The sequence below is a fragment of the Butyrivibrio sp. genome (assembly GCF_017433805.1).
GTDB lineage: Bacteria > Bacillota > Clostridia > Lachnospirales > Lachnospiraceae > Butyrivibrio.
Window position 1 is genome coordinate 195,984 of sequence record NZ_JAFRGN010000007.1, and the last position, 13,316, is coordinate 209,299.

Annotated in this window: 9 protein-coding genes; 5 read left to right on the forward strand and 4 right to left on the reverse strand. The window is 42.5% G+C overall.

All coding sequences use genetic code 11. The annotated features are described in order from the left end of the window. Positions 1 to 176: 176 nt before the first annotated feature. On the forward strand, positions 177 to 1,142 hold the full coding sequence (locus IJI01_RS01410; RefSeq protein ID WP_292184699.1) for a helix-turn-helix transcriptional regulator: 966 nt from the start codon (positions 177 to 179) through the stop codon (positions 1,140 to 1,142). 79 nt (positions 1,143 to 1,221) lie between these two features. On the opposite strand, the gene IJI01_RS01415 is transcribed toward IJI01_RS01410, so the two are convergent. Beyond that, positions 1,222 to 2,847, reverse strand: coding sequence for a glycoside hydrolase family 43 protein (locus IJI01_RS01415; protein WP_292184701.1), 1,626 nt, complete (start codon positions 2,845 to 2,847; stop codon positions 1,222 to 1,224). 291 nt (positions 2,848 to 3,138) lie between these two features. On the opposite strand from IJI01_RS01415, the gene IJI01_RS14800 reads away from it, so the two are divergent. The 4 genes from IJI01_RS14800 to IJI01_RS01440 all read left to right on the forward strand — a co-directional run bounded on the left by IJI01_RS14800 (position 3,139) and on the right by IJI01_RS01440 (position 9,733). Beyond that, positions 3,139 to 6,003, forward strand: a complete 2,865-nt coding sequence (locus tag IJI01_RS14800) for a carboxylesterase family protein (protein WP_330622984.1) — start codon at positions 3,139 to 3,141, stop codon at positions 6,001 to 6,003. A gap of 236 nt (positions 6,004 to 6,239) precedes the next feature. Continuing rightward, positions 6,240 to 7,502 (forward strand): glycoside hydrolase family 5 protein, encoded by a 1,263-nt coding sequence (locus tag IJI01_RS01430; protein WP_292184704.1) that lies wholly within the window; start codon positions 6,240 to 6,242, stop codon positions 7,500 to 7,502. 135 nt (positions 7,503 to 7,637) lie between these two features. Next, complete coding sequence (locus IJI01_RS01435; protein ID WP_292184707.1) at positions 7,638 to 8,624, forward strand: diaminopimelate dehydrogenase; 987 nt, start codon at positions 7,638 to 7,640, stop codon at positions 8,622 to 8,624. A gap of 149 nt (positions 8,625 to 8,773) precedes the next feature. Continuing rightward, positions 8,774 to 9,733, forward strand: a complete 960-nt coding sequence (locus IJI01_RS01440; RefSeq protein WP_292184710.1) for a hypothetical protein — start codon at positions 8,774 to 8,776, stop codon at positions 9,731 to 9,733. A 287-nt stretch (positions 9,734 to 10,020) separates the two neighbouring features. On the opposite strand, the gene IJI01_RS01445 is transcribed toward IJI01_RS01440, so the two are convergent. Genes IJI01_RS01445 through IJI01_RS01455 form a run of 3 tightly spaced genes read right to left on the reverse strand, consistent with a single transcriptional unit; the run spans position 10,021 to position 13,223 of the window. Beyond that, on the reverse strand, positions 10,021 to 10,296 hold the full coding sequence (locus tag IJI01_RS01445) for a GIY-YIG nuclease family protein (protein ID WP_292184712.1): 276 nt from the start codon (positions 10,294 to 10,296) through the stop codon (positions 10,021 to 10,023). Between the two features lie 54 nt (positions 10,297 to 10,350). Continuing rightward, complete coding sequence (bglX, locus tag IJI01_RS01450) at positions 10,351 to 12,564, reverse strand: beta-glucosidase BglX (protein ID WP_292184714.1); 2,214 nt, start codon at positions 12,562 to 12,564, stop codon at positions 10,351 to 10,353. A gap of 2 nt (positions 12,565 to 12,566) precedes the next feature. After that, the gene (locus IJI01_RS01455; RefSeq protein ID WP_292184717.1) at positions 12,567 to 13,223 is read right to left on the reverse strand and encodes an HAD family hydrolase; all 657 of its coding nucleotides are present in this window, start codon (positions 13,221 to 13,223) and stop codon (positions 12,567 to 12,569) included. Between the last annotated feature and the right edge of the window lie 93 nt (positions 13,224 to 13,316).

Here is a 13,316-nt window from a genome sequence, read left to right on the forward strand (position 1 = left end):
TGCGGTACAGTTTTTGTGCACTTTTAACAAAATAGACTATAAAAATCATGCACCATTTATTTAATGTGAGCACGAATCGGGCAATTATAGCAATATTTGATAAGAATGATTTGTCAGAAAATGTTATTATTTGCTAGTAATTTATCTGCTATTTGAGTAATGGGGAGGATGATCAAATGGCTAAGAATTCTGAGAACAATGTTACTTTAGATTACTATCAGCAGAACACCGACTTCAGAGAGCGTTTTCTTGATGGTAATAATGAAAAAGCAATTTTTCCAAAGGATAGTTCAATCCGTATCTGGTACAACGAACAGGCTTATGACTATCCATCTCACTGGCACAATGCATTGGAGATCATTGCTCCAATCGACAACTACTATGATGTAGAGATTGAGGGAGAAATACATCGTGTTAAGGCCGGCGAGATTGTCTTTATTCCGCCTAGGAAATCCCACTATCTTCACGCGCCTAATACAGGAAGCAGATATGTGTGTCTCTTTGATATTGATTTCTTTTCATCAGTAAGAGGCTATTCAGGACTTATGAACATGCTCCAGGACTGCATTCATATTACACCTGAAGCATATGCTCCTATATATAATGAAATAATGGCTTTATTCTCACAGATTTGGAACGAGTATTTCCAGAAAACTGAGTTCTACGAGTTTTCAATTTACTCACATCTGTTCCAGATCATGACAATTCTGTCCAGGTACAAGCTCAACAAGATCAATCTTTTCACTGAGTCTACACCTGTTAAGAGAAGAGAGTATTTTGAGAAGCTCAATACTGTTATCGACTACATCGATGAGAACTATGCTTACGATATAACTCTTGAGGATGCTGCTTCCTACAGTGGCTTCTCCAAGTTCCATTTCTCCAGATTGTTCAAGGAGTACATGGGTTGTACCTTCTATGATTACCTTATTGGTCAGAGAATCAAAGCTACTGAGCTGCTGCTGACAAGAGATGATCTGTCAATTACAGATATCGCTCTGCAATCTGGATTCTCCAGTATCTCTACCTTTAATAGGACCTTTAAATTAAAGAAGGGATGCACTCCAGGTGAGTATCGTTCACTCTTCTCCGGTGGTCTCGGCAAAGAGAAAGGCGATGTTTCTGCCAAGGTTGCGAAGTAATCAGGTTGGCGAATGCGAAAATGCAAAATGCAAAAACAGATAAGTGCCTTACGACGCTTATCTGTTTTTTCTTTATTGATTATCTTGCGATCCAACTGTATACATCATAGCCTTCACCAGCATATACAAAATATACGTTGTGCTCGCCGGTAATTGGCTGGTCGAATGTTGCTACGGCCTTTACGCCATCAGCCTTTTCATTCTCAATTACTGCATAGCCTACAGCTTCAGCTGAAGGGCTGTCGAGGCAAACCTTAATAGCTCCTCGGAAGTCTCCGTTTGTGTTTGTTTCTTTTACATCAACTGTAAACTCTATCTCTTTTGCTCCAGTTGTTCCAAAATCAACTCCGGCAACACTTGTCCAGGCACCGTCTGTGATTCCTGTAAGGATCATATCTCCAGATCCGCACTTCTTGGCTGTCTCACCATACTGTTTTGTATTGATTCCAGCAGCATTTGAAAGAGTAACTGCCTTAACTTCTGTGTATGGATCAAGAGCCTTGAGCTGTGCCACGCCGGCTCTTGTACCTGTGCTCTTGGATGGCTCATTCTTGTCGTTAAGAAGAAGCTTATCTACATTAGTGCTGCGGTAACCACCGTCCATATCAAGACCTTCCTCAAGAATTCTTGAGTGATATGTGATGTAGTATTCACCATTAAACTCAAACATGCAGTGATGGTTATTACCGCCACGGCCAAAGAATCTCTCAGGGTTCTTGAGAACTGCGTTACATCTCTCAAATGGTCCCATTGGAGAATCAGACTTCATAGTAACAATCTCACCTGATTCAAAGCCAAGTTCAGAAGTTGCCTGTGGTGTCACATTGAAGTTCGAGCAATATGAATAGTAATATGTTCCGTCGATCTTATTGATTCCGGAATCCTCAAAAAGATAATCTACATTCTCAATGGCAATTGGATCTCCATCAAGACTCATCATATCATCCCCAAGCTTGCAGACTCTTGCTGTTCCCGGGTTCGCAGCCTTATCAGGAGAAGGAACTCCTCCTCCTACATAGATATAGCTGCTACCATCATCATCCATAAGCACTGCAGGGTCAAAGAGCCATGTAACCTCTGCACAATTAGGAGTCTCTCTTGAAATAAGCGGCGTACCAAGTTCATCAACAAATGGTCCAACAGGTGAATCAGATGTGAGAACTCCGATACCATTTCCGTTATTGGCAAAGTATAAAAAGAACTTGTCCTTGCCATCAATGTTCTTATAAGCTGCAGCAGGTGCCCATGAGTTAGGTCCCCAGGATGCTGCGCCGGTCTTACCTGCAGCGTATACTGTTCCATGATCTGTCCAGTTAACAAGATCATCAGATGAAACTACATTAATAGTATTAATGTTGCCATATGTATTTTCTTTTACCGAACCATCAGCATTGTAGGATGGCTTGTCACCTGTCATATAAAGATATACTCTTCCGTCATAGACCAGTGCATATGGATCCGCACCAAAACGCTGTACCATAACCGGGTTATGATCAGTTATAGGCTTAGCGCTCTTAATAAGCTCTATTCCATCAAACACTTCCTTAGGATCAACCACTGCCTGTGTCTCCTTTTCCATTTCTACACTCTCCTCTACGTTTGTTACTTCTTTTCCTTCATTTCCCTCATAAAAACCGCAACCACTTACTAGAAGGCTTGTAGCCAGGATCAAGCCCATAAAGCTCTTTAGGCTCCTTTTGTACATATTTCTTTTGCCTCCAAAAAAATCATTTGTGTCATTTGCTCTAAACACTATAAAGGGTAAAAAATAATATAACCACTAAATAATTGCTGAATTAATCTCGCAAATTGCGCAAGCTCATAAGTTAGCAAAGAATTGAGAATTCCTAGCAATATTTGGGTGGATGATAAGGCTGGGATAAAGATAAATTTAATGTGAATATATTCTTATTATGAAGAAACAGAAATCTGCTATCACTGCTGCAGATTTAGATTTATAGCAAAAGAAACATATAAGATATCGGGGAGACACACTATGCTTAGAGAAACTACAGTCAAAAACGGCAAAGTCAGAGGTCAGGCCGGAACTGACCCCAGAATCACAGTCTATAAGGGAATCCCATTTGCAGCCAAACCAATCGGCGAGAACAGATGGCGCGCTCCACAGCCATGTCCAGACTGGGATGGTGTACTTGATGCCTACAATTTTGGCCCCATTTCATATCAGGACAGACCTGGAATGGGCACAGATATTTATTGTAGAGAATGGCACGTTGATCCAGAAGTTGAGATAAGCGAAGACTGTCTCTATCTGAACATTTGGACACCTGCTAAAAAGACAGATGAAAAGCTTCCAGTTCTCGTGTGGTATTTCGGCGGTGCTTTCCAGTGGGGATACACAGCAGAGATGGAATTTAACGGAGAGCAGCTGGCTAAGCGTGGAATCGTTGTTGTAAGTGTTGCTTACAGACTTAACTGCTTCGGTTTCCTTGCTCATCCTTCTATTACAAAAGAGGCTCCAGAAGCTCCTTCTAACTTTGGTCTTATGGATCAGTGCGCAGGACTTAACTGGGTTCATGACAATATTGCAGCTTTCGGAGGCGACCCTGATCATATCACTATTTCTGGTCAGTCTGCAGGCGGTTCCAGCGTTATGCACCAGTTGACACACAAGGGCAACGAGAAGCTCATCAAGGGCGCTGCTATTTTCAGCGGAATCATCAGACCTTCTGATCCTTCCGTAGATATATTCAAACCTCTTAACCTGACACAGGCTGAGAAGATCGGCGAAGAGTTCTTTGAGTGTCTTGGTGTCAAGAGCCTTGAAGAAGCAAGAGCGCTTACTCAGGAAGAAGTATTTAACGGTTACAACCGCTTTGTAGCTAACCATCCTAGAATGTTCCCTATTCAGGACGGCGTATTCTGCATGGATGATCCTGTTCAGCTCTTTATCGACAGAAAGTGCGCAGATGTTCCTGTTATGGCAGGTAACACAACAGACGAGTTCTCAGCTGCAGGTGTCAACACTGTTGAAAAGTCCGTTAAGTCAGTGTTTGATGCTGCTGGCAAGAATGCTCCAGACCAGAACTTCTATTATTATAGATTTGATCCTGAGATTCCTGGAGACGGACATCCTGGCGACAACTTCCCAGGCACCTTCCACTCCTGCGATCTGTGGTTCTTCTTTAACTCAATAGATAAGTGCTCAAGAGCCTACAGAGGTAAGCACTTCGATCTTGCAAGACAGATGTGTGACTATTACGCAAACTTCATTAAGACTGGTGATCCTAACAACACAGGCGATAAGTACATCATCCTTCTTCCAGAAGTACGCAGCGTAGAAAAAGATAACGGCGATCTTCAGCTTAATTACGATTACAAGTGCCGTGATAAAGAAGCTCTTCCACAGTGGCTTCCATTCAAAGCTGACAGCAGATATGAGATGGAATTCCTTGGAAACGGCGCTGCTCCTAAGTTTGAAGGTGGTATCAGACAGGGTAGCAAGAAGCAGGCAGTTAACCCTTATCTTCCATCATGGGAGTACATTCCAGACGGCGAGCCTTATGTATTTAACAATCGCGTTTATGTATATGGCTCACACGATCTGTATCAGGGCGAGACTTTCTGTCTTGGTGACTATGTAACCTGGTCTGCTCCAATCGATGACCTTGGCAACTGGCACTACGAGGGAGTTATCTATCCTAAGCTTGCTGATCCTATTAACAGAAATGGCAACATGTGTCTCTATGCTCCTGACTTAACAGTTGGTCCTGATGGCAGATACTACTTATATTATGTACTTGATAAGGTAAGCGTTGTATCAGTTGCTGTAAGCGATACTCCTGCTGGTCCTTTCGAGTTCTACGGTTATGTTCACTATGAGGATGGTACAAGACTCGGTGAAAGAGCCGGCGATGAGCCACAGTTTGACCCAGGTGTTCTGACAGAAGGCAATGATACATATCTTTTCACTGGTTTCTGCGGACAGGGTGACAAGTCAAGACACGGTGCAATGCTGACAGTTCTTGATAAGGACATGCTCACCATCAAAAAAGATCCTGAGTTTGTTGCACCTGGTAACTGCTATAGCGAAGGTACAGGCTATGAGGGACATGCATTCTTCGAGGCTCCTTCTATCAGAAAGCATGATGATACTTACTACTTCATCTATTCTTCAGAAGTTATGCACGAGCTCTGCTATGCTACTTCCAAGAGCCCACTTGGCCCTTACACCTACGGCGGCGTAATCATTTCTAACTCAGACCTTCACATTGACAGCTACAAGAAGGCCGAGGAAGCTACAGCATACGGTGCTAACAACCACGGTAGTATCGTAGAAATCGGCAGCGATTGGTATATCTTTTACCATAGACATACAAATGGAACCTGGTTCTCACGTCAGGGCTGCGCTGAGAAAATTCACTTCGAGGCAGATGGTTCCATCAAGCAGGTTGAGATCACATCTTGCGGACTTAACGGCGGACCACTTTCAGATGTTGGCGAGTATCCTTCATACATTGCCTGCAACATCTTTACTGATGAGCACAAGCTTTATGTTGAGCCAGGCGCTCCACGTGTAGTTCAGGAAGGCGGCGACGGAGATGCTAATGTTGGCTACATCAAGGCTATCGTAGATACAACAACTATTGGCTTTAAGTATTTTGATGTTAAGGATGCTACTGGTCTTCGAATCAGAACCAGAGCTTACTTCGACGGATGCTTCGATGTTAAGACAAGTCTTGACGGTGAAGTTATCGGCCAGATCAAGGCTAATGGTTCTAATATCTGGGAAGCACACGAGTGCAAATTCGCAGAAAAGTTAAATGGTGTGCACGCTCTTTACCTGCGTTATAATGGAAGCGGTAGTTGTTCACTCGCTAGTATTGAGTGGCTCCACTAATTTATAGATTAACTGGACGTTCTGTGAGTTGAAGCTGCTCCAGGATATACAGGTTAATACTCATGGTTCTAAGCATTCCATCAAGCCCAGAGAATCAATTGTTTCGTGCATGGGCACTCACAATTGATTGGTCTTGATTCCATAGAACCAAAATCGTTTTAACTCTGTATATCCTGATCGCAGACACATACTCGCAGAACTGTACACTAAAAGCTCTAAAAATATGAGGTTACATTATGAAAAAGAAGATTCTATCAATTATTCTTACAGCAGTAATGACGTTTGGAGTTTTATCGGCATGTGGAGAAACTGAAGTAGATACTACACCAGATAATACTTCTACATCAGTATCATCAAATGTTGAGTCTTCAGATGCTTCAAGCGAAGAAACATCTGTGGAAGATACTGCAGAGGAAATTTCGGTAGTCGTTAAAGGGATTACAGAAAGGAGCGATGAGATGCGTGATATTTCTGCAAAAGAGCTTGTAGCCGAGATGACAGCTGGTTGGAATCTGGGCAATACTTTGGAAGCAACTGGTGGCGAAGGTCTTTCATCTGAGACAAGCTGGGGAAATCCTAAGATTACCAAAGAGATGATCGACACAGTTTGCGAGAAGGGCTTTGATTCTATCAGAATCCCTATCACATGGGGTAATCACGTAAGCGAAGCTCCTGACTATACAATTGATCCTGAGTGGATGGATAGAATTGAAGAAGTTGTTAACTATGCTCTTGATGATGGCATGTATGTCCTTATCGACACTCACCACGAGGAGTTCTGGAGAATCCCTGATGATGAGCATATCGAAGCTGTTGATGCTGAGAACATTGCTCTTTGGAAGCAGATTGCAGAGAGGTTCAAGGACTACGGCGATCACCTTGTGTTTGAAGGTCTGAACGAGCCTAGAACTAAGGGAAGCGCTGGCGAATGGACTGGTGGTACTCATGAAGAGCGAGTTCTAGTAAACCGCCTCAACAAGTCTTTTGTCGACACTGTACGTGCTACAGGTGGCAATAACGAAAAGAGACTTCTTCTTATTACAACCTATGCCGGAGCAAATATGCCTGAGGTATTAAATGACCTTGAAGTTCCAGAGGATGAACATATCGGCGTAGCTATTCACGCTTATGAGCCATATAACTTCACCTTCGAGAACAGTGGAGACGGCGACTACAACACATGGGACGGAAGTCACAACGGCGATATCATCAAGCTCATGACTCGTCTTGAGACAACTTTTATCAAAAACGATATTCCTGTTCTCCTTACAGAATATGGCGCTATGAACAAGAAAGAGAACACCGAGGAAGTTGTTAAGTGGGCTGAAGCCTATGTTTCCCGCGCTACAGAAAGAGGTATTCCATGCTTCTGGTGGGACAACGGAATCTACACTCAACAGGGCGAGAAATTCGCAATCCTCGATCGTAAGAATCTCAAGTGGTATCGTGAAGAGGTTGTAGACACTATCATCCGTGAGAGCTACAAAGACAAAAACTAAAAAATGTCTTTTTCTGGCGGATATTATTAAATTTTATAAAACTCTTTTTGTAAAAAAAATCCTGTGCTATAATTTTTTCCGTTAGGCCAAGATAACATAGCTTAGCATAAATTTATAGTTTTACGGAGGACTAAGATGAGTACAAGAATCGGAATTTTGGGATATGGTAACCTCGGTAGAGGCGTTGAACTTGCTGTTAAAGAAGCACCTGATATGGAGCTTGTAGCAGTTTTTACTAGAAGAGATCCTTCTACACTTACAATTCAGACTGCAGGCGTTCCTGTTGTATCAGTTAACGATGTAGCTGATTGGAAGGACAAGATTGATGTAATGATTCTCTGCGGCGGAAGTGCTACAGACCTTCCTACACAGACTCCTGAATATGCTAAGCTTTTCAATGTAGTTGATAGCTTTGATACTCACGCAAGAATTCCTGAGCACTTTGCTAACGTTGATGCAGCAGCTAAAGAGGCTGGCAAGATCGCAGTTATCTCATGTGGCTGGGATCCTGGAATGTTCTCACTTGCAAGAGTTTATTCTAACGCTATTCTTCCAGATGGTAACGACTACACATTCTGGGGCAAGGGCGTTTCACAGGGACATTCAGATGCAATCCGTCGTATCAAGGGTGTCAAGAATGCCAAGCAGTACACAATTCCTGTTGATGCAGCTCTCGAGGCAGTTAGAAGTGGTCAGAATCCTGAGCTTACAACACGCCAGAAGCACACAAGAGAATGCTTTGTAGTTCTTGAGGACGGCGCAGATGCAGCAGCTGTAGAAAAAGAGATCAAAGAAATGCCTAACTACTTCGCAGACTACGACACAACAGTTCATTTCATCAGCGAGGAAGAGCTTCTTACAAACCACAGCGGAATGGCTCACGGCGGTTTCGTATTCAGAAGTGGTAAGACAGGTGCCAACAAAGAGCACAACCACATCATTGAGTACAGCCTCAAGCTTGATTCCAACCCAGAGTTCACAACAAGCGTTCTTGTTGCAGTTGCCAGAGCAGCTAAGAGAATGCAGGATGAGGGTATGAAGGGCTGCAAGACAATCCTTGATATTCCACCAGCATATCTTTCAGATAAGAGCGGCGAAGAGCTTAGAGCTCATCTTCTTTAATAAATACTTATTAGCAATTTTCAAGACACCTATGCAAATGCATGGGTGTCTTTTTGTGTGCCGAACTGATATACTAATTTATGCTGGTCGAGAATTTTGTATATGTATTAGGGGGACCAGTTTTTTGTGCATATACATGGGAGGTTACAATGTCACAAGTTAAGTTTCATTTACCGGGGTTACGTTACAATTTCCCCCTGAACATGTTCTGGCTGAACATGATGAAGCAGTATCCACATTATTTCAGAGAAGGTGTTGAGATTGCTTCTTTCTTCGGTTGTTTCCCATTCTCTCTTTGGAATGGCGGACGACTCATTTCAGATGATCAGTGCGATGCAGGCTTTGTTAAGCACGTCATCAGCAGCATTAACGCTCAGGGTATTCCTGTTCGTTTCACTTTCACAAATCCGCTTATTAAGGAAGAGGATCTTGATGATGAATTCTGCAATTTCTGCATGAAGGCTGGAGATAACGGCAAGAACGAGGTCCTTGTCTTTTCACCAATACTGGAAGAATACATCCGCAAGAACTATCCTTCCTACAAGATAGATTCCACAACCTGCAAAGAGATCAGGGATGTGGATACTCTTAACAAAGAGCTCGAGAAGTACTACAAATACGTAGTTCTTGATTACAACATGAACAATCAGTTGGATATAATTGAGAATCTGGACCACAAAGAGAAACTCGAGGTACTGATAAACGCTCTCTGCGTTCCTAACTGTAAGAGACGTGGCGATCACTACAAGAACATCGCCCTTAACCAGGAGATCATGAAGGAGAACAGAACTCTTCCTCCTGAAAAGAGAAAGCACATCATTCCTTGGACCTGCGAGTACGGAGATAAGAACAATCTCTACACCATCCAGGATTACTGCACTTTCGTTTCTCCAGAGCTTATCTGGGAGAAATATGTTCCAATGGGAATCAATAACTTCAAGATCGAGGGTAGAACAGCTAACCTCTTCTCTCTCATTGAGACCTATTGTTTCTTTATGATCAAGCCTGAGTATGTTGGAGAGGCCAGACTCCTTCTCCTTCATAACCTTGAAAAGAATCATTTCATCCAGGTCAACAAGCCAAGACCAGGAGTATTCAAACCTGAATAATCATTTACCGTTTTTTACATAAAACCTCATTTGCGGTAAAAGAATTAGCCCCTTGATCTTAGATACTTTTACCGCATTCTTGGCAAAGATAATTTTACGGTAAAAAAAATGATAGAAAAGAAAGATTGATATATAAATATCTTTACCGCATGCTAGGCGAAATCTATATTGCGGTAAAATAAAGAATAATTATTATAAAAAAACTTTACCGCATCATATGTAATACTAAATTTGCGGTAAAGTTTTTTTATCGGATGCTCTATTTGCCTCTACAAATATTGCATTTATCAGGATTCTTTTCCATTTACTACACTCAGTTTTCTATCTCGTAATATAAGCGCTTCCTTCTGCGCTCTGGTCATCTGCTTGATATGCCACTCACGGCTCATGGCTTCTTCCTTGGTATCAAACTCTTCGCGATAAACAAGTTTCACGGGAAGCCTTACCCTGGTGTACTTTCCGCCCTTACCAGCATTATGCGCAGCAACTCTTTTCTCCAGATCATTGGTCCAGCCGCAGTAAAATGTGCCATCTGCACATTCTAATATATATGTGTAATTCACTTGATCTTCCTCTTACTATCTACACACATTCGCCAATTACTTTTGGGTAATAATTTACACCAACTCAAATTCTGCTTCGTTTTCTGTAGCGCTGTCTAAGCCTATAAATACCTTGAACTTTCCAGCTTCGCTTTCAAATCTGTTTGAAGCAGTCCAGAATTTCAGCATTTCCTCTGTGATTTCGAATGAAACCTGAGAATTCTCTCCTGGTCCGAGGGATACTTTCTTAAAGCCTTTCAGCTCCTTGATTGGCCTGACTACACTGCCTGCCATGTCGCGAATATAGAGCTGAACAGTCTGGGTTGCTGCATAAGCGCCTGTATTCTTTATTTCTACAGATGCAATGGCTTTGTCAGAAGCGCTACTTCCTCTTGTAATACTTGTTTTATCCAATTTCACCTCAGAAATCTCAAACTCCGAATATGTAAGTCCGAATCCGAATGGATATCTTGCTTCATTTGGGCAATCAAGATATCTTGAGGTAAATATTGATGCTCCTTCAAAAGGCTTTGGTCTTCCTGTATTGAATCTGTTGTAGTATAAAGGTTCCTGGCCTACAGTCCATGGGAAACTCATAGGAAGCTTTCCCTGTGGTGAGGTCTTTCCAGTAAGGACATCTACTATTCCGTGTCCACTCTCAGTTCCAGGTCTCCAACAGATAAGGAGCGCATCAGATACCTCTGGAATATCCCCGAGATCAAGTGGTCTTCCTGTGAAGATAAGAGTAATAAGCTTCTTGCCTTTTTCTTTTACCTTGCCAAAAAGCTCCAGTTGAACCTGAGGAAGAGTTATCTTTGCTCTACTTGTAGACTCTCCGGACTGCATGAGACTTTCTCCAAGACACATGATTATCGTGTCACACTCATCCGCAATCTCAAGAGCTTCTTTCATGAGTCTGTCATTGTCTTCTCTAAAAGTATCCGAATGGAATTTCAAAAAGCCAAGGTCTGAATCATTGTCTACCATAAGGCTTCCATTGGAATATTTGACCTCTACATCACTTCCTGCAAACTCTTCTTCAAAAGCCTGCCTCAAGGTAATGTTATTTTCCTTGTTACATGTGATAGCCCAGGCACTATGTGTATCTTTATCATCAACATATGGACCGATAAGCGCAATCTTTTTGCTACTAAGAGGAAGTGTTCCTTCTTTGTTCTCCAAAAGAACAAGCGATTTTCTCACAGCATCCCTTGCCTTTTCTCTGCTGTCTTTTGAAAGTGTGATCTCTTTATATCTCTCTTCCGAAGCGCCATGATACGGATCTTCAAAAAGTCCAAGGTCATTTTTAAGCTCGAGAACACGCATTACAGCTTTATCCAAAAGAGCTTCAGAAACCCTACCTTCCTTGATTAAAGCCTCAAGACTTCCGCTGTAGCTTTCTGTACACATGTCTATGTCTACGCCTGCATCCATTGCCAGTGCAGCTGCTTCCTTGAGGTCCTGAGCAAAGCCCCAGTTCACCATCTCAGCAATAGCAGCCCAGTCAGAAATAAGAACGCCATCAAATCCCATCTCATCCCTTAAAACATCTCTCATGAGCCACTTATTTCCTGATGAAGGGATTCCGTTTAATGTGTTAAAAGAGGTCATAACAAGACGGGCACCCTCACTAATAGGCAATCTGTAGCCCTGCAGATACTGATCTCTTAGTGTGTGTTCAGATATTTCGCAGGTATTATAATCACGTCCTGCCTCTGCTGCACCATAGGCAGCAAAATGCTTAACACAGGCTGCCACATGCTCTTTATCTGCTATAGAATCTCCCTGATAGCCCTTGACCATGGCTGCAGTCATAAGACCATTAAGATATGGATCTTCTCCAGTGGATTCAACAACTCTTCCCCATCTTGCATCTCTTACAAGGTCTGCCATTGGAGAAAAAGTAACCTGAACTCCATCAGCTGCTGCCTCTTTAGCCTGCACCTGCGCTCCTACTCTGGCTACTTCAGGATCAAAGGTTGCACCCTGGGCCAGCGGACAAGGAAAAACAGTATCGTGTCCGTGAATAACATCAAGCATAAACATAAGAGGAATATGGTGAGGATGATTTTCCATATATTCCTTCTGAATTGCCTTTATCTTATCTGCCCCGTGAAGGCCCAAAACACTTCCAGCTAGGCTCTTCATCTTTTTAGCCTTTTCCATGTCAGCAAGACCTGTAACCGCGGCAGTTTCCTCAAAGGTTTGTCCTGGAAGCTGCACCAGCTGCATTATCTTTTCCTCAAGGGACATATCATTTAACAGTGCCTGTAAATCCTCTTTTTTCATAATCATTCACCCCACTGAATCTTCTCAAGATCCGCAACGCACTTGCACAAATAGGTTGCATTCTCTCTCATATGTTTCTCGTTCTCTGGAATATCAAAGCACCAGCATGCTGCAGCAAAATCAATGCCTGCTGCCTTGGCCATATCAAGACCTGGTTTAAGGTCGTCAATCATAAGGATATCCTCAGCCTTAAGATCATACTTTTCCATGATCTTGTAGATTGGAATTGGTGAAGGTTTTCTCTCTTCAAGAGGCTGCTCCCACCCAAAGATCATGTCAGGCTCAGGTAAGTCGTTATGAGCATAGTCCTTGAGGATATTCTCAGAATATGAATGAGAAACCACAACAACATAGCCACCCTCTGCCTTCTGGCGATCCATGATCTCTTTTATCCCAGGAAATGCATCTGCATAGTGATTCTTGGCAAAGTTGTACCAGAAAATCTCTTCCTGTTTGAGCTCCTCATCTGACATCTGACACATGTCCTTAAAAAAGGTGATAACGCCCGGATCAAAGTTGTAGCGGACATACTCTTCCAGCGAATACTGAACATCCGGACGATATTTATTCATATACTCAACAAAGCTTGGATAGTGAATCGTAGCTGTACTATTAACTGTTGTATCATCATGGTCAAAGACCAAGCACTTATACTTCATCTATATCAACTCTCCCTAAAACTTTTCATACCATTTCAGTCTTATGCAACTGACACAATACCATTCAAGTTAACATAATTCATACATCTGTCT